Origin of the sequence: Arenibacterium halophilum, assembly GCF_005938225.1 — a bacterium.
Classification (GTDB): Bacteria; Pseudomonadota; Alphaproteobacteria; order Rhodobacterales; family Rhodobacteraceae; genus Arenibacterium; species Arenibacterium halophilum.
In genome coordinates, this window is record NZ_VCPC01000002.1 from 431811 (window position 1) to 454524 (window position 22714).

Genomic DNA, 22714 nt, shown 5'->3' on the forward strand with positions numbered 1-22714 from the left:
GGCGCTCAGGCGGACCCACGGCCTACGCGTGGCGACGCATCCGACAGCCGCGTCGGCGGGCCCTCGGACCGGCTGACACGGGTGCGATCCATCGCCTGCAACCGCTCCATCCAGTCGGCATGGCCGATGGTGTGCGCGGTCGACACCGCCCGCCACACGCCCGCATCGCGCCGCAGCGTAATGGCCGAGCGATAGGGCGCGACAAAGCCTTCGTCGTGGCGGTACAGCTGCGTCTCGTAGGTGCCCGTAGCCAGCGTTTCCCCCAGCATCACGGTGTCGAAGACGTGATGCCGCAGGTCGCTGAACCCAAGGTCGCGCAGCCCCGTGCAGAAAAGGTGGAAATGGTCGGCCATGTCCGTCTCGCGCACGAAGGTCCGCGTGCCCGAGGCGGTGATCACCTGATAGGGCAGGGCGATCATCGACAGATAGGCGTTGACGTCCGAGGCATGAATGGCCTCGATCACCCGGTCCATGAAGTCCTGCAGGTTCAGCATCACACGCGCTCGAGGATCGTGGCCGCGCCCATGCCCGAGGCGATGCACAGCGTCGCCAGCCCGGTTTCCTTATCCGCGCGTTCCATTTCATCCAGCAGCGCGCCGATAATCATTGCCCCCGTGGCACCCAGCGGGTGGCCCATGGCGATGGCACCGCCGTTCACGTTAACGCGGTTGGAATCCACATCGAAGGCCTGCATGAACCGCAACACAACGCTGGCAAAGGCTTCGTTCACCTCGAACAGGTCGATGTCGCTGATCGCCATGCCGTTGTCAGCCAGGATCTTCTGCGTCACCGGCACCGGCCCGGTCAGCATGATGGTCGGGTCTGTCCCGATCTTCGCGGTGGCGCGGATGCGCGCGCGGGGTTTCAGGCCATTCTTCTCGCCGAATTCCTTCGACCCGATCAGCACGGCCGCCGCGCCATCGACGATCCCGCTGGAGTTGCCGGCATGGTGGATGTGGTTGATCCGCTCAAGGTGCGGGTACTTCAGCATCGCCACCTTGTCGAAACCGGGCATCACTTCGCCCATGTCCTTGAACGAGGCCTTGAGCGCGCCAAGGCTTTGCATGTCGGTCTCGGGGCGCATGTATTCGTCGCGGTCCAGGATCGGCAGGCCGTTCTGGTCGCGCACGGTGATGACGGATTTGGCAAAACGGCCATCGTCCCAGGCGGCCTTGGCCCGGCGCTGGGATTCCACGGCCAGCGCATCGGCCTCGTCCCGGGTGAACCCGTATTCGGTGGCGATGATGTCGGCGGAAATCCCCTGCGGTACGAAATACTTCTCCATCGCCAGTGTCGGATCCACGGCAATCGCCGCGCCATCGCTGCCCATCGGGACCCGGCCCATCATCTCGACCCCGCCGGCGATATAGGCCTCGCCCGCGCCGCCGCGTACCTGGTTGGCGGCCAGATTCACCGCCTCCATGCCCGAGGCGCAAAAGCGGTTGATCGCCAGGCCCGGGATCGATTCATCCAGATCCGACGCCAGCACCGCCGAGCGCGCCAGACAGCCGCCCTGTTCCGTCACCTGGGTCACATTGCCCCAGATCACGTCCTCGACGGCGTGGCCGTCCAGGTTGTTGCGCTCTTTCAGCGCGTTCAGCGTCAGCGCGGACAAGCGCACCGAAGTCAGCTCGTGCAGGGCGCCATCCTTGCGGCCCTTGCCGCGCGGGGTGCGCAAGGCATCATAGATATAAGCGTCGGTCATGTGGTCCTCCGTCAGGCCCGGTCGGCAGGCGAGCCGGGCATCAAGTCATAGGGGTGTTTCCAGCCGGGCTGCTCGGAGAGCCGGGTCAGCCAGGCATCGATATGGGGCCAGTCGGCACGGTCAAAGCCAAAGGGCTCGGGATAGTACAGGTATCCGCAGCACGACAGGTCGGCATTGGTCACGCCATCGCCCACGATCCAGTCGCGCCCGTCCAGATGCGCGTTCAGCACATCGTAGGCCGCTTTCAGGCGGCCCTGCGAGAAGGCGATGATATCCGGGTTGCGGTGCTTTTCCGGCAGGAAATTCATCAGAAACCGGGTCATTCCCGCCTGGCTCGACAGTTTGTGGTTGTCCCATAGAACCCAGCGCAGGACATCGTATTTTTCGGCCTGCGTCGTGCCGCCGAATTTGCCGCTCTTGTCGGTGACATATTGCTGGATCACGCCGGATTGCGTCAGCCGCAGATCGCCGTCGACCAGCACAGGCGCCTCGCCCATCACGTTCACACCGCTGCGGAATTCAGGGGTGCGTGTGGCGCCGTTGAAAAAATCGACATAGACCGGTTCCCAGTCGAGGCCCGACAGCTGCAAAGCGAGCGCCGCCTTGTAGGAATTCCCGCTTTCACCGAAGCAGTGCAGTTGGATAGTCATCGCGCGCAAGCCCCTCCCCGGGCGTGTGGTGCAACCGTTGGATTTGAGTATTTTTGCAAAGAAGAAGGGGACCTGCTTGCTTGGTAACCCGATTTTAACGTTGATCCTGTCTTGTCACAGGCGCGGTACAGGCTGGAGAGCCGATGACCGCCAAAGGAGAAGCCCGGCGCCTCTTGTGCGAGTGACGGAGAGTTGGATCGCGTTAGAGCCGCCGGGTGGACTGTCCTCTGCTTCTTCTTTGTCCAAATACTCCCGCCGGAGGCGGTCCAGGTGGTGCTGCGGGCGTGGCGGTGATCGGTCATAGCCCCCTCGCGATCAGTTCCTTCATAATTTCGTTGGTGCCGCCATAGATGCGCTGGACCCGGGCGTCGGCCCACATTTCGCCCACGGCATATTCCATCATGTAGCCATAGCCGCCGTGCAACTGCAGGCATTCATCCAGCACCTTGCCTTGGGCCTCGGTCGACCAGAGTTTGCTCATCGCGGCCTTGTCGACGCCAAGTTCGCCGCGCAGGTGCTCCTCCATACATTCGTTCAGGAAGGCACGCGACGCGGCGACCAGAGTCTTGCATTCGGCCAGTTTGAAGCGGGTGTTCTGGAACTGCATGATCGGGCCGTTGAAGGCCTCGCGTTCGCGGGCATAGGCGATGGTGCGTGTCAGCGCGCCTTCCATGGCGCCCTGCGCGGTGCAGGCGATGGTCAGCCGTTCCTGCGGGAGTTGCTGCATCATCTGATAAAAGCCCTGGCCTTCCTGCCCGCCAAGGATGTTCTCGGGCGGGATCTCTACATTGTCGAAGAAGAGCTCAGAGGTGTCCGCCGCGTGCATGCCGACTTTTTCGAGGTTTCGGCCGCGCTGAAACCCCGACGCGCCGTCGGTTTCGACCGCCACAAGCGACACGCCCTTGGCACCTTGGGTCGGGTCGGTTTTCGCGGCGACGAGGATCAGATTGGCATGCTGGCCGTTCGATATGAATGTCTTTTGCCCCGAGAGGCGATAGCTGTTGCCGTCGCGGACCGCCTTGGTGCGGATCGCTTGAACGTCGGATCCGGTGCCGGGTTCCGTCATCGCCAGCGCGCCGACCATCTCGCCTTTGGCCATGCGGGGCAGCCAGCGGCGCTTCTGATCCTCTGTTCCATAGGCCAGGATGTAGTGCGACACGATGGGACCGTGGATCGCCATGCCCCAGCTGGCGAGGTTGGCGCGCGCCGCTTCGATCAGGATCGCGGCATCAAAGCCGAAATCGCCGCCCGCGCCGCCATATTCCTCGGGGATGGATGGGCAGATCAGTCCGAGTTCGCCAGCCTGTTGCCAGATTTCACGATCCATGATGCCTTGCTTGCGCCAGCGTTCATAGTTCGGCACCCATTCGCGTTCGATGAACTGCGCCGTCATCTCGGCGATCATACGGTGCTCGTCGCGCATCCATGCGCCTTCGTTGACCAGCTTTTCCGTCACGGCTCTCCCCTTCCGTTCCTGTCTTTCCTTAGGTCTTGCGCGCGTCCAGCTCGGCGTTGAACTGGCGCAGGCGGTGGGTCAGGTTGTCCTGATCCACCACGCTTGTAAAGTTCTCGAACAGGAACGACAGCGCCTCGCCTTCGTCAAGCCCGGCCTCCTGCGCGAACCGCTTTAGCCTCCGGTATCCGTCTTCCGTCATGGCAACGGGAAAGCGGCGGGTCAGGCGAAAGCGTTTCGGCATCGGGTGTCCTTTCGAGCGCCTTGATCAGAAGTTGGCGGCGTCCAGCGTCATCACCGGATCGGCGCCGCTTTCGATGCGGGCGAGGTGCATCTTGGTCGCGGGCAGGCGGCGCGCCATGTAATAGCGCCCGGTCGCCAGCTTGGTTTCGTAGAACGTGGGGTCCTGCGTGCCGGCGTCAAGCGCGGCGCGGGCGGCCAGCGCCATCTGGGCCCAGACCAGCCCAAGGCAGACGTGACCGAACATGTGCATGAAGTCATAAGACCCGGCCAACGCGTTATTGGGGTTCTTCACGCCCTGCTGCATGAAATACATCCCCGCCGCCTGCAAATCCTTCGAGGCTGATTTCAGCGGTTCGAGGAAGTCGCGGTCAAACGCCTCGTCCTTGCCGGCGTTTTCCTTGGCAAAGGATTTCACCATCTCGAAGAAGGCCATCACATGCTTGCCGCCGTCCTGCGCCAGCTTGCGCCCCACGAGATCCAGCGCCTGAACGCCATTGGCGCCCTCGTAGATCATCGCGATCCGGGCATCGCGGGTAAACTGCGACATGCCCCATTCCTCGATATAGCCGTGCCCGCCATACACCTGCTGGGCCTGCACCGTCATGTCATAGCCCTGATCGGTCAGGAAGCCCTTGATGACCGGCGTCAGCAGCGACACGAGCCCATCGGCATCCTTATCGCCCTTGCGGTGCGCACTGTCGATCATCGAAGCGCCCCACAGGATGAAGGCGCGCGCGCCCTCGGCAAAGGATTTCTGGTCCATCAGGCTGCGGCGGATGTCGGGGTGCACGATCAGCGGATCGGCCGGGCCATCGGGATTCTTGGCGCCGGTCACGTCACGGCCCTGAAGCCTGTCCTTGGCGTAGAACAGCGCGTTCTGATAAGCGATTTCGGCCTGCGCCAGACCCTGCATCCCGACGCCCAGACGGGCCTCGTTCATCATGGTGAACATGGCGCGCATGCCCTTGTGCTCTTCGCCCAACAGATACCCGGTGGCGCCGTCATAGTTCATCACGCAGGTCGAGTTGCCGTGAATGCCCATCTTTTCCTCGATGTTGCCACAGGCCACACCGTTGCGCGCTCCAAGGCTGCCATCTTCGTTGACAAGGAACTTGGGCACGATGAACAGCGACACGCCCTTGATGCCTTCGGGGCCGCCGGCGATTTTCGCCAGCACAAGATGGATGATGTTGTCGGCCATGTCGTGTTCGCCGGACGAAATGAAAATCTTCTGCCCGGTGATCTTGTAGCTGCCGTCGTCCTGCGGATCGGCCTTGGTACGCATCAGGCCCAGGTCGGTACCGCAGTGCGATTCCGTCAGGTTCATGGTGCCGGTCCATTCGCAGGACACCATTTTCGGCAGATAGGTTGCCTTTTGCTGGTCCGAGCCATGCGCCAGGATCGCCGAGGCGGCGCCGTGAGTCAGGCCCTGATACATCGTAAAGGCCTGGTTCGACGACGAGAACATCTCGCCCACGGCGGTGTTCAGCACATAGGGCATATTCTGGCCACCGAATTCCTCGGGCATGTCCAGACCCGGCCAGCCGCCGTCGCGCATCTGGTCAAACGCCGCCTTGAAGCCTTCAGGCGTGCGCACCACGCCGTTTTCCAGCGTACAGCCTTGTGTATCCCCAACCACGTTCAGCGGGTGCAGCACTTCGGAGCTGATCTTGCCCGCCTCTTCCAGCACCGCCGAGGTGAACTCGGGTTCAAGCTCGTCATAGCCGGGCACATCACTTTGAGACACTTTCAGCATCTCGTGAAGGATGAACTGCATGTCCTTGGTCGGGGCGGTATAGCTGGGCATTCTGGCCTCCCTGAATGTCGTCGGTGTGGTCTGTGTTAAGGGTGGGGCGCCGCCTATTCGGCAGCGGCGCGCCGTGTTTCACTTGCGGCGACCATCTGCTCGCCCCATCGCAGCTGTTCCTGCAATTCGTCGATGGCGGCGGTCAGGTCGTCGCGCTGGCGTTCCATGTCGGCAAGCCGTTCGCGGGCGATTTCGACGGTGCGGCGCAGCTGCGTGTTCTGCTGGTCGCCCATGTCGTACATGTCCAGCAACTGGCGGATTTCCTCCAGGCTGAAGCCAAATCGCTTGCCGCGCAGGATCAGCTTCAGCCGGGCGCGATCGCGCCGTGTGAACAGCCGTTTCTGGCCCTGTCGCAGCGGGAACAGCAGTTCCTTGCTTTCATAGAACCGCAGGGTGCGCGCAGTGACGCCAAAGGCGTCGCACATCTCGCGGATGGTCATGTATGTTTCGGTCATCGGTTCATCTCGTCATTAGGAAACGGCGACGAATTGAGATCGGTCGCCTTCAATTACAACGATAGTTTACGTTGACGTAAGTTCGACGTCGCGTCACGAGGAAGTTGACGTAACAGTATGTCGCGTCAACCGCGTTTCACGCAATCTTGCGTCGCTGTCAGATGAGTGCCGAGCCGGGCAGTTTGCGCAGTTGCGCTCAGTTCAGCCGATTTCGCGCAGAGATTCGCGGCGCAGTTTCTGCAGCTCGTCCATCGCCTCGTCGATCTGCTTGCGCTGTTCCGTCAGCTCGACCATCTGGCGGTCGGCCATGTCGATGAAGGCCCGCATCTGCGCCTCGGTGCCGTCATTTTCGTAGATCAGCAGCCATTGGCGGATGTCTTCCAGCTGAAATCCCACCTTGCGGCCCCGCAGGATCAGCGTCATCCGGGCGCGTTCGCGCGCACCGTAAAACCGCGACCGGCCTTCGCGGCGCGGGTGCAGAAGTTCGATGTATTCGTAATAACGGAGCGTGCGCGGAGTGACGTCGAATGTGGCGCACATCTCCTTGAACGTCAGTTCCTTGTCCTGCATGGCCTCTTCCCCAGTTCCTGCCACGGGCCGGGCCCGGTGTTGGTTGCAGTTTCACAGGAAGGGCGGGGGGCTTCAAGGTGCCCCGAGGGCAAGTGCCGTAAAAACGCGCGCAAAGGTAGCGCGCAGGGTGCGACGCCGCAACCGGGGTTGTCCTTGGACGCGCGCTGCGGCCATAACATCGTACGACATCAGCCAGCCGGAGCCCGCCCATGCCGACCAACGCCGAGATGGCGCAGAAATTCATCACCGCGCTGCCCCATGCGCGCGAGTTGGGCATGACGCTGACCGAATTGGGCGACGGCTATGCCGAAATGGCGCTGCCCTACGATGCGCGGCTTGTGGGCGATCCGGCAACCGGAGTGATTCACGGCGGCGCGGTCTCTACCGTGATGGATACCTGCTGTGGCACGGCCGTGATGTCGCACCCCGATGCGCGTGGCGTGACCGCCACCATCGACCTGCGCATCGACTATATGCGCGCAGCGACTCCGGGCCAAACCGTCGTGGCCCGCGCCACTTGCGTACACATCACCCGCAACGTGGCCTTTGTGACGGCGACGGCGGTGGATGACGATACCGACAGCCCTGTAGCCCGCGCCAGCGGATCATTCACCGTGGGCGCCAACGCATGAGCCGCCCGCGTCCCGAACCCGTGCAGGTGGTCAAACAACGCCGCGATACCGCGCTGGCCGCGCTGTTGCAGGGCATCCCCTATGCGCGCTTCCTGAACATCACGTTTGACCGGCGCGGAGACGAGCTGACCGCTGTGCTGAACTTTCAGGACATGCTGATCGGCAACCCGACTTTGCCCGCGATCCACGGCGGGGTGACGGCGGCGTTTCTCGAGGTGGCTTCGATCGTCACGCTCAGCTGGTCGTACCTGTGGCCCGATATCGAAAGCGGCGAACTCGACCTGTCGGCGCTGACGCCCGCAACCATGCCGCGCCTACCCAAGACCATCGGGATCACGGTGGATTACCTGCGCTCGGGCCTGCCGCGCGATGCCTATGCGCGCGCGACGATTACCCGCAGCGGGCGGCGCTATGCCAGCGTGCAGGCCGAATCCTGGCAGGACAACCGCGACCGACCTTTCGCGCAGGCCACGGGGCGGTTCCTGATGCCGCAACCCAAGCGCGCCCAGAATGGCTGACATCGCCGCCTCCGGCACCGGCGTTGAGGATCGCCCGATCACCCATGCCCGGGTGTTGAAGATCGCGGTTCCGATCGTGCTGTCGAATGCGACCGTGCCGATCCTCGGGGCGGTCGATACCGGTGTGATCGGCCAGATCGGCGCCGCTGCCCCGATTGGCGCGGTGGGCATCGGCGCGATCATTCTGTCCTCGCTCTACTGGGTATTCGGGTTTCTGCGCATGGGCACCACCGGGCTGGCCGGGCAGGCGCTGGGCGCGGGCCGTCATGCCGAGGTGACGGCCATCCTGACCCGCGCCATCCTGATCGGCGCGTCGGGCGGGGCGCTGTTGATCCTGTTGCAACTGCCACTGTTCGCCGGGGCCTTCGCCGTGTCGCCCGCCTCGGACGAGGTGGAAACGCTGGCGCGGCAATACATGGGTGTGCGGGTCTGGTCCGCACCGGCGGCGATTGCCATCTACGGCGTCACCGGCTGGCTGATCGCGCAGGAACGCACCCGCGCGGTGCTGGTGCTGCAATTGTGGATGAACGGGCTGAACATCGCGCTGGACCTGTGGTTCGTGCTGGGCCTTGGCTGGGGCGTGCGCGGTGTGGCGCTGGCGACCTTTCTGGCGGAATGGTCGGGGCTGGCGCTGGCGCTCTGGCTGTGCCGGGGCGCGTTCATCGGGCCTGCGTGGCGTGACTGGGCGCGGGTGTTCGACGCCCAACGGCTGAAACGTATGATGACCGTCAATCTTGATATCCTGATCCGGTCGCTGGCGCTGATGTCGGTCTTTGTCACCTTCGTCTTTGTCGGATCCGACTTTGGAGATGTGACGCTGGCGGCCAACCAGATCCTGCTGCAATTCATCGAGATCACCGCCTTTGCGCTGGATGGTTTCGCCTTTGCGGCGGAATCGCTGGTGGCGCAGGCGGTGGGGGCGGCCAGCGTGCCGCGCCTGCGACGGGCGGTCTGGCTGGCGGGGGTATGGTCGGGGATCGGCGCGCTGGCGCTGGCGGCGCTGTTCCTGTTCGGCGGGGGCACCCTGATCGACATCATGACCACGGCCGAAGGCGTGCGCGCATCGGCGCGCGGCTATCTGGTGGTGATGGCGCTGGTGCCGATCCTGGGCGCGGCCAGCTGGCTGCTGGATGGCGTGTTTATCGGCGCGACCCGCACGGCGGACATGCGCAACATGGCGCTGCTGTCCGCCGCGATCTTTGCAGTGATCGCGGTTGTCCTGATTCCGATCTACGGCAACGCCGGGCTGTGGGCGGCCTTCCTTGCATCTTTCGTGGCGCGTGGCATCACGCTGGCGATCCGCTATCCCGCATTGGAACGCGCCACAGCCGCAGGCGCGCTTTAGTCTTGCAGCAGCTCCAGCAGTGCCTCGGGCGGGCGGCCAATCACGGCGCGGCCGCCTGAAATCCCCAAGGGGCGTTCGATCAGGATCGGATGCGCGGCCATCGCCTCCATCAACTCGGCCTCGGGGCTTTCGCGGGTCAGGCCCAGTTCCTTGAAGGTCTTCTCGCCGGTTCGCATCATGTCGATCACCGGTGGGCGGCCCAATGCCTCCCATGCGGCGCCAAGCTCGGCCAGCGTGGGCGGCGTGCTCAGGTAGGGGCGAATCCGCAGCTTCGCGCCATGTTCTTCCAGCAGGGCAAGCCCCTGACGCGATTTCGAGCAGCGCGGATTATGCCAGTATTCGATCATGTCCACTTTCCGTTTTCCGTTCCCACCGCCGCCTCGACAGAGGCAAAGCCATCCCGCGCCAACAGCGCGTCCAACTCCTGCGCGATCCGTGCGCCAAGGCTGAGACCCTGGTAGACCAACGCGGTGTAAAGTTGCACCGCCGAAGCCCCGGCGCGGATCTTTGTATAGGCATCTGCGGCCGAGCCAATGCCCCCCACGCCAATCAGCGGAACCTCGCCCTCGGTCAGCCTGTACAGCCGTGCCAGAACGCGCGTCGAGCGATCGAACAGTGGCGCACCGGAAAGGCCGCCCGCCTGATCGCGATGCGCGCTGCGCAATCCGTCGCGCGACAGGGTGGTGTTGGTGGCCACAATCGCCGACACGCCGCTGTCGAGTGCAAGGCTGGCGATGTCTTCGATCTCGGATTCGCTCAGATCGGGTGCGATCTTCAGAAAGATCGGCAGCGGCGCCGGCAGCTCGCGCCGCGCCTGCATCACGCCGGTCAGCAGCGCCTTCAACGCCTCCTTGCCCTGAAGATCGCGCAGCTTTTCGGTGTTGGGCGACGAAACGTTGACGGTGGCGAAATCCAGATGCGCCCCGCAATGGCGCAGAACGCGGGCGAAATCGGCGGACTTGTCTGTACTGTCCTTGTTGGCGCCAAGGTTCAGCCCGATCACGCCTTCGGTGGGGCGCGCGGCCAGCCGGGCGGCAATCGCCTCCATCCCGTCGTTGTTGAACCCGAAGCGGTTGATCGCGGCGCGATCCTCGCTCAGGCGGAACAGGCGCGGTTTCGGGTTGCCCGGCTGCGGGCGCGGGGTGGCGGCGCCCACCTCGACAAAGCCAAAGCCGGATCGCACCAGCGGCGCAAGGCAGTCCGCGTTCTTGTCGAACCCGGCGGCCAGCCCGATCGGGTTGGGCAGATCAAGCCCCGCCATCTGCGTGCGCAACCGGTGAGAAGTTACAACCCCGGGCATTGGTGCCAACCCCGCGCGCAGTGCACGCAACGCCAGACCATGCGCGCGCTCGGGGTCAATCTGGCGCAGCGCGGCCAGCCCGATCTGTTCCAGCGCGCTCATTCCATCCCCTCGGGGAAGCTGTGAGCTCCGTCGATCAGCGGCAAGTCCTGCGCCACGATCACATCGGCCAGCCGCAAAGGCCCGTAAAGATGCGGAAACAGCGCACCGCCGCGCGACGGCTCCCATTTCAGGTCGGGGCCAAGCGCCTCGGATTCCAGCGTCAGCAGCATCAGGTCGTCGGCCCCGGCGAAATGTTTTGCCGCCGTTTCCGCCGCCTGCGCAGCCGTCGAGAAATGGATGAAGCCGTCGGCCTCGTCCACGGGGGCGCCGGCGGTTTCGCCCTGCGCCTGAAACGCGGCCCACTCATGGGCCCTGAGTATCTTGTAAATCCGCATGGAACGGTGATGCCTTGGGCACGCGACAGGCGCAAGCCCCCGCGATGGGCGGCCTTCCGCTGCGACAGGCTTTGACTCGATCCGGAAACCGGCGCAGGCTTTGGCCATAAACCGACCGGGAGCTTTGCCATGATCACTCGATTCCTGACCGCCAGCGCCGCACTTGCCCTAAGCGCGGGCGTGGCGCAGGCCGACTACAGCCTGACCATTCTGCACACCAACGACTTCCACGCCCGCTTTGAACCGATCAGCAAGTATGACAGCGGTTGTTCCGCCGAGGACAACGGCGAAGGCAAGTGTTTTGGCGGCACCGCGCGCCTTGTCACCGCGATCAAGGATGCGCGCGCCCGGTCGAACAATTCGATCCTCGTCGATGGTGGAGACCAGTTTCAAGGCACGCTGTTCTACACGTATTACAAGGGCAAGCTGGCCGCCGAGATGATGAACAAGCTTGGCTATGACGGGATGACCGTTGGCAACCACGAATTCGACGATGGCCCCGAGGTCCTGCGCGGGTTCATGGACGCCATCGAGTTTCCGATTCTCATGAGCAATGCCGATGTCTCGGGCGAACCGCAACTGGCCGGCAAGCTGATGAAATCAACCGTCATCGAGCGCGGCGGCGAAAAGCTTGGCATGATCGGGCTGACCCCGCAGGACACCGACGAGCTGGCGAGCCCGGGGCCGAACATCATCTTCACCGATCCGGTCGATGCGGTGCAGTCCGAGGTGGACCGGCTGACCGAAGAGGGCGTGACCAAGATCATCGTGCTGTCGCATTCGGGATATGGCGTGGACCAGCGCGTTGCGGCGGAAACCACCGGAGTCGACGTGATCGTGGGCGGGCATTCAAACACGCTGCTGGGCGAGATGGAGGGCGCCGAGGGCCCTTACCCGACGATGGTGAACGGCGTCGCCATCGTATCGGCCTATGCCTACGGCAAGTTCCTGGGCGAGCTGAACGTGACTTTTGATGATGAGGGGGTCGTGACAAGCGCCAGCGGCGCGCCGTTGATCATGGATGCCGCCGTCGCCGAAGATACGCCAACTGTCGAGCGCATCGCCGAGGCGGCGAAACCCCTTGACGAAATTCGCAACAAGGTGGTCGCCCAGACCGATCAGGCCATTGGTGGTGACCGGGCTGTTTGCCGGGCCGAGGAATGCACCATGGGCAACCTGATCGCCGATGCGATGCTGGCCCGTGTCAAGGAACAGGGCATCCAGATCGCGATTCAGAACGGCGGCGGCATCCGCGCCAGCATCGACGCGGGCGAGGTGACAATGGGCGAAGTGCTGACCGTGCTGCCATTCCAGAACACGCTGTCGACCTTTCAGGTGTCGGGCGAAACCATGATGGCGGCGCTGGAGAATGGCGTGAGCCAGGTGGAAGAGGGCGGCGGCCGTTTTCCGCAGGTCGCCGGAATGAAGTTCGCCTTTGACGCGGCGGCCGAGCCGGGCGCGCGCGTGAGCGAGGTCTTCGTGATGGAGGCTGACCAATGGGTGCCGCTGGACCCGGCGAAAACCTATGGCGTGGTCTCGAACAACTACGTCCGCAATGGCGGCGACGGCTACAAGATGTTTCAGAACGCGGAAAACGCCTATGATTTCGGCCCTGACCTGGCCGACGTCACGGCGGAATATCTGGCCACCCACGCGCCTTATGCGCCCTATACCGACGGGCGTATTTCGCGCAAATGACGTGATCCAGGGGCGGGGGCTCTGCCCCCGTCCGCTGCGCGGACTCCCCCGGAGTATTTTGGGAATAATGAAGGGCGGCTAACGCCCGGCTTTTGTGAGGTTGCAAACAGCCACGTCAGGGAGGCGCCGCGCGCAGGCGCGATCAATCGATCGGTGATTGGAGTTCGGGCCACAGCGCTGGGTCAAGACCGTCGATCAAGGGCTGCAGCATCGCGGTGTGGTGCCGCCACCCGCCGACCGAACGGGCATGCACAGGCTGGCGGATTTGTGTGGCGCTGGCCGTCAGAACCTGCCCGGCATGGCGGTTGGGTTCGGCCATTTCGGGAGCTCGGTTCAGGCCACATGCATCGGCAAGGCTGTTTGACGCCTCTGCAATGTCGCGGGTGATGAATTCGTAGCTCAGGGACACAAGCTGTGTCGCCGGGATCACCGCCTGCCAGTGCGCCATCAGCCTTGCATAGGCGTTGAAACGGCGGGCCATGGCGGACATGTCGTAGGTATAGGCAAGCGCGGCGCCGGTGAAGCTGGTCCGCCACATCGACAGCGCCACGTCGCGCGGATCGCGGCGAATATGGATGATCCGGCTTTCGGGGAAGGCGGAGGCCAGCAGCCCGGCCAGGCGGTAGTTGTCGGGCATCTTGTCGACGTAGGCCTCTGTCGTGCCGGACAGATCGGGGAGCATCGCGGTATAATCAGAGCGGATCGCTTCTAGTGCCGCTTGGTCGAAGGGGGCGCCCGCCTCGATCTTGGGGTAGAGCAGGATGCCCGCGCTCGCCCGCTCGCCCAGCGCCGTCACGCGGGGATGCGCGGCCAGGATCGCTTCGGCCAGGGTGGTGCCGGATCGAGGCAGACCCACCACGAAGATCGGACGCGGCCCCGGGTGCCGGCTTGCGGTGCCGAATTCCAGCGGGATATCCATGATCCGGGCATCCAGACGCTCGGCCGCTTCCGCGTCGTGGGGCATCTGGCGGGCCATGGCGCGGTTGGCTTCGCCCAGCGCGCGTGCCATTGCGGCCGGGTCGCCCTCTTGGGCGGCGATGTGTCCCAGTGCGAATTGCAGCAGCGGTCGGGTCGAGTCGGTGCGGGGGAGGCGCCGGGCCGCGGCCTCGATCCTTGGCAGCAGGGCGCGGTTGGCCTCGGTATCGTTCAGGCGCGCCAGACGATCAAGCGCGTCGGCACTGTCGGGGGTCAGGCGCAGTACCTCGTGCAAGGCCGCGATCGCGGCCTGGGTGTCGCCGGTTTCGGTCAGGTGTGCGGCCAGCCGGAGCCGGGCGCCGGGGTGCTCGGGCGCAAGGCTGACGGCCCGGTCGAGTGCGGCGCGGGCCTCGTCGGTGCGCAGCTGGCGGGCAAGGGGCAGCGAGATGTTGATCAATGTCTCGACATCCGCGGGATTGAGACGCAGCGCTTCGTGGTAGTCGTCCAGCGCGGCGGCCTGTTGGCCCAGCCGGTCGCGCAGAACCGCGCGCAGGTTGAAGTTGCGTGCCCGCTCGGGCTGCAGCGCAATGGCACGATCCGCAGCCTTCGAGGCGCCGGTCAGGTCGCCGCCGGAAAGGCGGGCCTGGGCCAGCAAATAGAACAGGTCGCCATCGCCCGAAAGGGGCGTGGTCAGCCGGTCAAGCTGCTGGATCGCAAGCTCGGGCCGGCCCAGCAGAAGCAGGGATTGCGCCAGGTTCTTTCGGGCATCGTGGAAATCGGGGGCCAGTTTCAGTGCCTTGCGGAAATGCTCGACGCTGTCGGCGTAGCGCGTCATGGCAGACGCCGCGATTCCACACAGGTTATGCCCGACGGGGTGTTTTGGATGCCGCGATGCGATCTGGCGTGCGTGCTTGAAGGCGGCTTTGGGCGATCCCTCTCGCAGGAGTGCCAGGACTTTGTCGATGTCGGTCTGCATGGAAGTACGGCCTGTTGTCGTCGCGCCAGTCCGACAAACGCGGTTTGGCGGAGATTGTAAATATTCCATCACAAAAAGATGTCTTCGGCAGGCGGATTGTCAGCGATTCCACCCGGATGCCAGTGTGGTGCGCATGCGGTACGCTTGACTTGCGCCATGGCGCGCGCGGCCTATTCTATGGGAATGTGTGGTCGTTTTGCAGTCACCCTTCCGCCGGATGCGATGGCGCAGCTGTTTGCGGCGGTGCCATCCAATGACCTTCCGGAGGTGCCGAACTACAATGTCTGTCCCACGAACCGGGTTCATGTGGTGCGGTCGGCCGAGGCCTCGCGCCGTTTGGTCGGCATGCGCTGGGGGTTTCTGCCGCATTGGTACAAGGCCGAGAATGACGGGCCTTTGCTGATCAACGCGCGCGCCGAGACCCTGGCGGATAAACCTGCCTTTCGTGCGGCGTGCCGCGCACGGCGGTGTCTGATCGTGGCAAGCGGATTTTACGAGTGGACGAAGACGCCCGAGGGTACGCGGCTGCCGTGGTATTTTACACGGAACGACGGGGCGCCCATCGCGTTTGCCGGGATTTGGCAGTCGTGGGTCAAGGGGGACGACCCGATTGACACCTGTGCCATCGTGACGACGGCAGCAAACGAAGAGGTATCGCAGCTTCACCACAGGATGCCGTTGGTCCTGGAACCCGATGATTGGGGGCTGTGGCTGGGCGAAGACGGGCAGGGGGCCGCGCGGCTGATGCAGCCCGGCGCAGCGGGCGTGCTTGGCTGGCACCGGGTGGATCCGAAAGTGAATTCCAACCGGGCGCGCGGGGCGGAGTTGATTGAGCCGATTGCGGGATAAGATCAGGTTTCGGACTGATCGGGATCAGGCGGCACCCAGGGTGCCCGGCTGCTGCTGTTCCCGGCCATGGTGACCTTGTCCAGCAAATTTCGGAACAGCCGTTGTTCTTCAGATGTCAGACCGGTCAGGATGTCGGGTTGCAGGGCTTCGACATGGGGGCGGGCGGCGGTGTAGAGCGCGTGCCCTGCCTCGGTCAGAGTAAGGACCTTGGCGCGCCTGTCACGGGGGGACGTGGCGCGCGCGACGAGGCCTCGGGCCTCCATCCGGTCCAGCACCCGGCCCAGCGTCGCCCTGTCATAGGCGACAAGCCCGGCGATCGTCGCCTGATCGCTGCCTGGGTGATGGGTCAGCGCGCTGAGCACCCCGTATTGCACCGGGGTCAGGCTATGGCCCGCGCGCGCCATGTGATCCATGAACAGGCCGGTCGCGATCTGGTTCAGGCGGCGGATCAGGTGCCCGGGCATTGCGAAGATTTCCATGCGGGCATCCTTAAGCCACTGGCGCGGATTGACAAGCTGGGTTGTCGCGCAGCCTGTGCAGGGCCCTGTTCCTGCATCCAAGGGTGATGTATGGCCAATTGCGAAGATTCAGGCCCGGAGGGATGACATGGCGCTGGGGTTTGGCACGTTGGCCGAGATGCTGTCGCACGGGTTCGATACGGTGATCGATGTGCGCAGCCCGGCGGAATATGCCGAGGACCATGTGCCCGGCGCGATCAACCTGCCGGTGCTCGACAACGAAGAGCGTGCCCGGGTCGGCACGATCTACAAGCAGCAGAGCCCGTTCCTGGCGCGCAAGCTGGGTGCGGCGCTGGTGTTTCGCAATGCGGCCGACCATATCGAGCACCGGTTGAGCCACCATGAAGGCGGTTGGCAGCCGCTGGTTTATTGTTGGCGCGGGGGGCAACGGTCGGGGTCGTTTGCCTGGATGCTGGGGCAGATCGGCTGGCGGTCAGAGGCGCTGGAAGGAGGGTATCGCAGCTATCGGCGGCTGGTGAATGCGATGCTCTATGACCGGGCGTTGCCGCATCGGATCGTGTCGCTGGATGGCTATACCGGCACGGCCAAGACGCGGTTGCTGCATCTGCTGGCGGCGCGAGGAGTGCAGGTGCTGGATCTGGAAGGCGCGGCGAACCATCGCGGCTCTTTGCTTGGGGCGATGCCGGGGGGGCAGCCAAGCCAGAAGGCGTTTGAATCGACGTTGGCGGGTCAATTGTGCCGGTTTGATCCTGCGCGCCCCGTATTGGTGGAAGCGGAATCGAGCAAGATCGGAGAGCGGATCCTGCCACCCGCCTTGTGGGAGCCTATGAAACGGGCGCCCCGGATCGAAATTGTCGCTCCGATCGAGGCGCGTGCGCGTTATCTGGCACGCGAGTATGCCGATGTCCTGTCGGCCGGGGAAGATCTGCGCCATCGCCTGTCGTTCCTGCGCGAGGTGCGGGGCCGTGCGGTGGTGGAGGGTTGGGCGACGCTGAGCCGTTCCGGTGAGCACGAGGCGCTGACCCGCGCGCTGATGGAGCAGCATTATGATCCGGCTTATGACAAGGCGCGAGCAATTCATGGGACGACGGCGACAGTTCAAATTGCCTTGTCTGATCTGACTGACGGCGTGTTGGAGCGGGCGGCGGGGCAGATTGACGCTGCACTGGCGCGGATGTAGCGGGCACGTCGCGGGGGCGCTGCCCCCGCACCCCCGGAGTATTTCACGATGGTGAAGGGGGCGCGATGGTGAGCCTTGGCGGGCCGTCCGCGATGGTTCCGATGAGGAGCGCGGGGTAGCCTGCCTTTGTGAGAGCGGAAAGCGTGGGTTGGGCCGTGTCGGGGTGCACGGCGGCCAGCAGCCCGCCAGCGGTTTGCGGGTCGAACAGCAGATCGATCCGGTGGACATCGTCTGGCGCGGCGAGGCCGGGCAGGTAGGGGGCCTGGGCACGGTTCTGGGGGTAGAGCGTCGAGCGGATACCGGCGCGCGCGAGTGCTTCAGCGCCCTGCAGGAAGAGAGCGGGCGAGAGGGTGAGCGTGGCGGCGCACCCGGAGGCGTCGCAGATGTTCAGCAGGTGACCGGCGAGGCCAAAGCCGGTGACATCGGTCATGGCATGGGCCTGGGCGAGGAGGGCCGAGGCTGTGCCTTGGCTGTGGGTCATCTGGGCGTAAGCGGCGGCCACATCGGCACCGGGGGCGCGGCGCTGCATTTCGGCCGCCATCAGGACACCGCTGCCGATCGGTTTCGTCAGGATCAGCCGGTCGCCCGGGCGGGCACCCTTGAGGGCGACGGGCGGGTGCGGGCAGAGGCCGGTGAGGGTGAAGCCGATGGTGAGTTCATCGCCCACCGACGTATGGCCGCCGACGATCTCGGCGCCGGCGGCGCGCATGACCTCGTGGGCGGTTGTCATGATCTCGGACAGTTGGCGGGCCATGAGAGGCTCGCTCTGGCGGGGCAGGATCAGCGTGGCTGTCGCGGCCTGTGGCTGCGCGGCCATGGCCCAGATATCGCCCAGCGCGTGATGGGCGGCGATGCGGGTCATCAGAACGGGATCGTCGGTCAGGGCGCGCAGGTGATCGGATGTCATGACCTGTTGCACGGTGCCGGTTGTCATCAACGCCGCGTCGTCGCCGGGCAGGGGGGTGATGTCGGGCCGGTTCAAATGCGGAGTGCCAAGCGCTGCGCGCAGCGTGTCACGCCCGACTTTCGCACCGCAACCGCCGCACATGGGAGCGTCGCCAACTGCCTCGGCCAGTGCGCTGGTATGGTTCCGGGGCAGTTTGGGACGGGGCATCTTGGGCAGGTCTGAAAAGCGGGCCATGAACCGCTGGTCAATGCGGTCTTTCCAGCACCACATGAGCCGCCCGACCGGGGCCAGTCCGAAACGGTCGGCCAATGCGCTTTTGCGGCCGAGAGAGATGAGTTTCAGGTAGTCGGATTGCGGGTGATAGCGGCGTGGGCCTGCCTTGGTCAGCGCGGCGCGCAGGTTGTGGAACAGAACAGGGGCTTCGCGCACGGCGAAAACGCCGGCTTTGGGGCGCGGGGCGTGGGAGAGATGCGCACAGTCGCCCGTGGCCCAGATGGCCGGGTCGCTGGTTTGCAATTGCGCGTCAACGGTAACAAACCCATCCGTCAGGTGCAGCCCGGTGGCGTGTAGCCAGGGTGCGGGCCGGGCACCGGCGGCGCCGGAGATGAAATCAGCCGGGAGGGTGCGGCCATCGGCCAGGGTGACGGCATCGCCGGTGATCTCGGTGATCTGCGCCTGTTCGATCAGGGTCACGCCCTGCTGCGTCAGTTCGCTGAGCAGGCGGTGGCGCGCCCGAGGCCCCGTGGCCGCCAGCGCGTCGGCGCTGTCGACCAGCGTGACCCCGCCCGCGCGCCCCCTTTGGCGCAGCGCATGGGCCATGGCCAGTGCCAGTTCGGCCCCCGCTATCCCGGCGCCGATCACGACCACCTGTGCCGGGCCACTGCCTTTGCAGAACGCCTGCCAGCGGGCGGCGAAGAGGCCAAGGGGCTTGGCGGGCACCGCATGTTCGGGAAATCCCGGCAGGGCGGGCATGGCAGAGGTGACGCCGATGTCGAGCGCGCAGAGGTCGTATCCGATGGGCGGGCGGCCGGGCACATGGATCTGGCGCGCCTCGCGGTCGATCCCTTCGGCCGCGCCCAAAATCAGCCGCGCCCCGGCGTGACGGGCGAGGCGGACCAGATCAATGTCGAGTGCCGCGCGCGGGTAATGGCCGGCGATATGACCGGGCAACATGCCGGAATAAGTGGCCGTTGGTTCGGGGGTGATCAGGGTCAGCCGTGCCCCGGCCAGTGGCGACATGCCCCAGCGGCGCAGCACCAGCGCATGGGTGTGTCCGCCGCCGATCAGCACGATGTCATGGGTCAGGGGAAGCGGGGCGCCATTCATGCCCGGGGTTGTATCGAGGTGGCAGTGGGGCTGGCAATATCGGAAACAGGACTCACTTCCGCGTGTGGGGGCTTGCGCGGGCGGCGGTTTGGCGGATGAAACTGCATGCAAGCCACGCGGGAGACCCCAATGCAGACCAGTAGCCCCCTGACCGCCGCCGATGTTCTGGCGCGGCGCCTGTATGAGGCGGGTTGCCGCCATGCCTTCGGGATGCCGGGCGGCGAGGTGCTTGATCTGGTCGAGGCGCTGGAACGCGCGGGCATCGCCTTTATTCTCGCAAAGCATGAAAACGCCGCGGGCTTCATGGCCGAGGGCGTCTATCACCGCACCGGGGCGCCTGCGATATTGGTGGCGACGCTGGGGCCGGGCGCGCTCAACGGAGTGAACGTGGTTGCCAACGCGCATCAGGACAGGGTGCCGATGATCGTGCTGACGGGCTGTGTCGATGCCGACGAGGCGCTGCACTATACCCACCAGGTGCTGGATCATGGCGCGGTCTTTGCGCCGATCACCAAGGCGCAGTTTCGGTTGAGCGCCGGGGCGGCGGCGAATATTGCCGAGCGCGCCGTGACCGCGGCAACCGATCCGCGCCCCGGGCCGGTGCATGTGGATGTGCCGATTGGTGTGGCGGGGGCGCCGGTTGCGTCTGGCCCCGCGCCGCGGCGGGTGGCGCCGTCGCCACTGGTACCGGCAGGGGCCGATCTGGCCCGCGCGCGGTCCGCGCTGACGGGGGCGCAGCGGCCGATTGCCATATTGGGGCTGGATCTGCTGGAGGCAAGCGACCGCGCCGCGCTACAGGCGTTTGTCGAACATTTCGGCATTCCTTTCGTCACCACCTACAAGGCCAAGGGCATAGTGCCGGAAAGCCACCCCTTGTGCCTTGGCGCGGCGGGGCTGTCGCCCTTGGCCGACGGTCATCTGCTGCCGCTGTTTTCGCAGGCTGATGTGGTGCTGGCCATTGGCTATGACCCGATCGAAATGCGCAGTGGCTGGCGCGATCCTTGGTCGCCCGAGACGCAGATGGTGATCGACGTCTCACCGGTGGAGAACACGCATTACATGCACCAGGCCAGCCTGCATTTCCGCGCCGACATTCCGGCAACGCTGGATACTTTGGCCAGCGGCACGGCACCTGCGAAGGTCTGGCCCGACCACGCCCCGGATGAGGCACGCAAGGCGCTGGGCGCGGCGTTTGACCGCTCGGAACCGTGGGGCCCGGCTGCAATCATAGACGAAGCATGCGCCGTGCTGCCGTCCGACACGCTTGCCAGTGCCGACAGCGGCGCGCACCGCATTCTTCTGTCGCAGATGTGGCGGGTGGAGGAACCGCGCGGGCTGGTGCAATCCTCGGGGCTGTGCACCATGGGCTGCGCGCTGCCACTGGCGATCGGGATGAAACTGGCATCGCCCGATCGCCCGGTTGTCAGCTTTTCCGGCGATGCCGGGTTCCTGATGGTTGCGGGTGAACTGGCCTCGGCGGTCGAATTGAAGACCCCGGTCATCTGCATCGTCTTCGTCGATGCTTCGCTGGCGCTGATCGAGAAAAAGCAGCGCGAACGCCAGATGCCGAACCGCGGCGTGGATTTCGCGCGCCACGATTTCGCCGCCATCGGGCAGGCCTTTGGCGGGGCAGGGGCAACGGTGCGCAACCGGGCCGAACTGCGCGCGGCGCTTGATGCGGCATTGACCGCGCCAACCTTTACCGTGATCGCGGCCGAGATCGACCGGGGCGCCTATGACGGGCGCATCTAGCAGCGCTCTGCAACAATTCTCACGCGGGGGTACACCGGGTTTCACCAATGCGCGAGCCTTAGCAATAGCTTTTCTGCGGCCGCGTCCTGCCTGCTAACCTCTTGATCGGGCGCGCCGATGCGCCGGGGCATCTTGGGGCAGCGCCATGACGAACGAGCATTTACACCACCCGGATTTGGCGGGGGATGCGGCAGCGCAGGCCGATTGGGTCGCGGTGCAGATCGGGTTTCTGGCGCATTCGGCACAGACCCCGCAGGCAATGGCCCGCCTGCTGGCGGCGCGGCCTGAATTTTCGCGGGGCCATGCGGTGATGGGCCTGTTCTACCTGCTGCTGGGGCGGGCCGAGTTGATCGCCCCCGCGCGCGATGCGCTGAACAAGGCACGGTCGTCACAGTCCGGGGCGGATACGCAGTACGTTGCTGCGCTCGAGGCCTGGCTGGCAGGCGCGCCATCGCGCGCCGTGGCCTGCTGCGAAACCATCCTGCGCGACAGTCCACACGATGCGCTGGCGATGAAGCTGTCGCAGGCGATCCGATTTGTTCTGGGCGACAGCGCTGGAATGCGCCGCTCTATCGAGAGGGTGCTGCCCGCCTACGGCGCCGATCATCCCGCGCGCGGTTATGCGTTGGGCTGTCATGCGTTTACGCTGGAGGAAACCGGCGCGTATTCCCGTGCCGAGATCACCGGGCGACAGGCGCTGTGGCTGGCGCCCGACGATGCCTGGGGGCTGCACGCGGTGGCCCATGTGCACGACATGACGGGCCGCAGCGCCGAGGGGTTGGCCTGGCTGACGGGGCGAGAGGGCGCCTGGGCGCATTGCAACAACTTCCGCTATCACGTCTGGTGGCACATGGCGCTGATGCTGCTGGATCAGGGCGATATCGCCGGCGCGCTGGCGCTCTACGACCGTGAAATCCGGGCAGAGCGCACCGATGATTACCGCGATATCGCCAATGCGACCTCGCTTTTGATGCGGATCGAGCTGGAGGGCGGAACGGTTGGCGCCCGGTGGGAGGAGTTGGGCGCGCTTTGCGCGGCGCGCACCGGCGATGGCTGTCTGATCTTTGCCGATCTGCATTACATGCTGGCGCTGGAAGGCAGCGGGCGCGCCGCCGACAGTGCGGCGTTGTTGAAACGGGTGGCGCGCGACGGTGCCGCCCACTCGGGCGAGTTTGCCCGCTGCATGGCTGATCCCGGGCAAGAGGCGATGCTGGGACTGCGCGCCTTTGCCGCCGCAAACTGGGGCGCGGCCTTCACCCATCTGGCCCGGGCCCGCGCCACATTGCCGCGGGCTGGTGGCAGCCATGCCCAACGCGACATTTTCGAGCGAATGACTATCGATGCTGCTCTACGCGCTGGTTTTCTGGACGATGCCGAGCGTCTGCTGAGCGAAAGAACGCGCCTTCGCGCCATGCGCGAAGATCTCTATTGTGCAAAACGTCGTGATATGATCGAGCAAGCGCGGGAACCCGCTGGGCGCTACCGCGTTCCAGCCCAGTAAGTTCCTGACATGTCAC

General features: G+C 65.1%; 22 protein-coding genes. 8 read left to right on the top strand and 14 right to left on the bottom strand.

Annotation, left to right across the window (positions count from 1 at the left end; translation table 11 throughout):
- Positions 1 to 5: 5 nt before the first annotated feature.
- From FGK64_RS08820 to FGK64_RS08855, 8 genes are all read right to left on the bottom strand, one after another.
- Positions 6 to 494 (bottom strand): hypothetical protein, encoded by a 489-nt coding sequence (locus FGK64_RS08820; RefSeq protein ID WP_138863447.1) that lies wholly within the window; start codon positions 492 to 494, stop codon positions 6 to 8.
- Positions 494 to 1705 (bottom strand): acetyl-CoA C-acetyltransferase, encoded by a 1212-nt coding sequence (locus tag FGK64_RS08825; RefSeq protein WP_138863448.1) that lies wholly within the window; start codon positions 1703 to 1705, stop codon positions 494 to 496. Before FGK64_RS08825 ends, FGK64_RS08820 begins: the two co-directional genes overlap by 1 nt.
- An 11-nt stretch (positions 1706 to 1716) precedes the next feature.
- Positions 1717 to 2355 (bottom strand): glutathione S-transferase family protein, encoded by a 639-nt coding sequence (locus FGK64_RS08830; RefSeq protein WP_138863449.1) that lies wholly within the window; start codon positions 2353 to 2355, stop codon positions 1717 to 1719.
- Positions 2356 to 2653: 298 nt separating this feature from the next.
- On the bottom strand, positions 2654 to 3778 hold the full coding sequence (locus FGK64_RS08835; protein WP_138864266.1) for an acyl-CoA dehydrogenase family protein: 1125 nt from the start codon (positions 3776 to 3778) through the stop codon (positions 2654 to 2656).
- A gap of 61 nt (positions 3779 to 3839) precedes the next feature.
- Entirely contained in the window at positions 3840 to 4052 is a 213-nt protein-coding gene (locus FGK64_RS08840) for a hypothetical protein (RefSeq protein ID WP_138863450.1), read from the bottom strand.
- A 24-nt stretch (positions 4053 to 4076) separates the two neighbouring features.
- A complete protein-coding gene (locus FGK64_RS08845; RefSeq protein ID WP_138863451.1) occupies positions 4077 to 5858 on the bottom strand; it encodes an acyl-CoA dehydrogenase C-terminal domain-containing protein in 1782 nt (593 codons plus the stop codon).
- Positions 5859 to 5911: 53 nt separating this feature from the next.
- The gene (locus tag FGK64_RS08850) at positions 5912 to 6313 is read right to left on the bottom strand and encodes a MerR family transcriptional regulator (protein WP_138863452.1); all 402 of its coding nucleotides are present in this window, start codon (positions 6311 to 6313) and stop codon (positions 5912 to 5914) included.
- A gap of 201 nt (positions 6314 to 6514) precedes the next feature.
- Positions 6515 to 6883 (bottom strand): MerR family transcriptional regulator, encoded by a 369-nt coding sequence (locus FGK64_RS08855; RefSeq protein ID WP_138863453.1) that lies wholly within the window; start codon positions 6881 to 6883, stop codon positions 6515 to 6517.
- A 209-nt stretch (positions 6884 to 7092) separates the two neighbouring features.
- On the opposite strand from FGK64_RS08855, the gene FGK64_RS08860 reads away from it, so the two are divergent.
- Genes FGK64_RS08860 through FGK64_RS08870 form a run of 3 tightly spaced genes read left to right on the top strand, consistent with a single transcriptional unit; the run spans position 7093 to position 9378 of the window.
- Complete coding sequence (locus FGK64_RS08860; RefSeq protein ID WP_138863454.1) at positions 7093 to 7515, top strand: PaaI family thioesterase; 423 nt, start codon at positions 7093 to 7095, stop codon at positions 7513 to 7515.
- Positions 7512 to 8033, top strand: a complete 522-nt coding sequence (locus tag FGK64_RS08865) for a PaaI family thioesterase (protein ID WP_138863455.1) — start codon at positions 7512 to 7514, stop codon at positions 8031 to 8033. The genes FGK64_RS08860 and FGK64_RS08865 overlap by 4 nt, the downstream gene beginning before the upstream one ends.
- Positions 8026 to 9378: an MATE family efflux transporter gene (locus FGK64_RS08870; RefSeq protein ID WP_138863456.1), complete on the top strand. Its 1353-nt coding sequence runs from the start codon at positions 8026 to 8028 to the stop codon at positions 9376 to 9378. The genes FGK64_RS08865 and FGK64_RS08870 overlap by 8 nt, the downstream gene beginning before the upstream one ends.
- On the opposite strand, the gene arsC is transcribed toward FGK64_RS08870, so the two are convergent.
- The 3 genes from arsC to FGK64_RS08885 are packed head-to-tail and all read right to left on the bottom strand — an operon-like array spanning position 9375 to position 11115.
- On the bottom strand, positions 9375 to 9725 hold the full coding sequence (gene arsC, locus FGK64_RS08875) for an arsenate reductase (glutaredoxin) (protein WP_138863457.1): 351 nt from the start codon (positions 9723 to 9725) through the stop codon (positions 9375 to 9377). The genes FGK64_RS08870 and arsC overlap by 4 nt on opposite strands.
- The gene (locus tag FGK64_RS08880; protein WP_138863458.1) at positions 9722 to 10780 is read right to left on the bottom strand and encodes a quinone-dependent dihydroorotate dehydrogenase; all 1059 of its coding nucleotides are present in this window, start codon (positions 10778 to 10780) and stop codon (positions 9722 to 9724) included. The genes arsC and FGK64_RS08880 overlap by 4 nt, the downstream gene beginning before the upstream one ends.
- A complete protein-coding gene (locus tag FGK64_RS08885; protein WP_138863459.1) occupies positions 10777 to 11115 on the bottom strand; it encodes a DUF952 domain-containing protein in 339 nt (112 codons plus the stop codon). Before FGK64_RS08885 ends, FGK64_RS08880 begins: the two co-directional genes overlap by 4 nt.
- Positions 11116 to 11244: 129 nt before the next feature.
- On the opposite strand from FGK64_RS08885, the gene FGK64_RS08890 reads away from it, so the two are divergent.
- On the top strand, positions 11245 to 12813 hold the full coding sequence (locus FGK64_RS08890; protein WP_138863460.1) for a bifunctional metallophosphatase/5'-nucleotidase: 1569 nt from the start codon (positions 11245 to 11247) through the stop codon (positions 12811 to 12813).
- 142 nt (positions 12814 to 12955) lie between these two features.
- On the opposite strand, the gene FGK64_RS08895 is transcribed toward FGK64_RS08890, so the two are convergent.
- On the bottom strand, positions 12956 to 14773 hold the full coding sequence (locus FGK64_RS08895) for a tetratricopeptide repeat-containing sulfotransferase family protein (RefSeq protein WP_138863461.1): 1818 nt from the start codon (positions 14771 to 14773) through the stop codon (positions 12956 to 12958).
- A 114-nt stretch (positions 14774 to 14887) separates the two neighbouring features.
- On the opposite strand from FGK64_RS08895, the gene FGK64_RS08900 reads away from it, so the two are divergent.
- Positions 14888 to 15553, top strand: coding sequence for an SOS response-associated peptidase (locus FGK64_RS08900; protein ID WP_138863462.1), 666 nt, complete (start codon positions 14888 to 14890; stop codon positions 15551 to 15553).
- A gap of 2 nt (positions 15554 to 15555) precedes the next feature.
- Here FGK64_RS08900 and FGK64_RS08905 read toward each other — a convergent pair whose 3' ends face one another.
- The gene (locus tag FGK64_RS08905; protein ID WP_138863463.1) at positions 15556 to 16032 is read right to left on the bottom strand and encodes a MarR family winged helix-turn-helix transcriptional regulator; all 477 of its coding nucleotides are present in this window, start codon (positions 16030 to 16032) and stop codon (positions 15556 to 15558) included.
- A 127-nt stretch (positions 16033 to 16159) separates the two neighbouring features.
- On the opposite strand from FGK64_RS08905, the gene mnmH reads away from it, so the two are divergent.
- Positions 16160 to 17212 (top strand): tRNA 2-selenouridine(34) synthase MnmH, encoded by a 1053-nt coding sequence (mnmH, locus tag FGK64_RS08910; protein ID WP_138863464.1) that lies wholly within the window; start codon positions 16160 to 16162, stop codon positions 17210 to 17212.
- Positions 17213 to 17255: 43 nt separating this feature from the next.
- On the opposite strand, the gene selD is transcribed toward mnmH, so the two are convergent.
- Positions 17256 to 19445, bottom strand: a complete 2190-nt coding sequence (selD, locus tag FGK64_RS08915; protein WP_138863465.1) for a selenide, water dikinase SelD — start codon at positions 19443 to 19445, stop codon at positions 17256 to 17258.
- Positions 19446 to 19574: 129 nt separating this feature from the next.
- Between selD and FGK64_RS08920 the strand changes: the two genes are divergently transcribed.
- Both FGK64_RS08920 and FGK64_RS08925 read left to right on the top strand, forming a co-directional pair.
- Entirely contained in the window at positions 19575 to 21197 is a 1623-nt protein-coding gene (locus FGK64_RS08920; protein ID WP_138863466.1) for a thiamine pyrophosphate-binding protein, read from the top strand.
- A 145-nt stretch (positions 21198 to 21342) separates the two neighbouring features.
- On the top strand, positions 21343 to 22698 hold the full coding sequence (locus FGK64_RS08925; RefSeq protein WP_138863467.1) for a tetratricopeptide repeat protein: 1356 nt from the start codon (positions 21343 to 21345) through the stop codon (positions 22696 to 22698).
- Positions 22699 to 22714 lie beyond the last annotated feature (16 nt).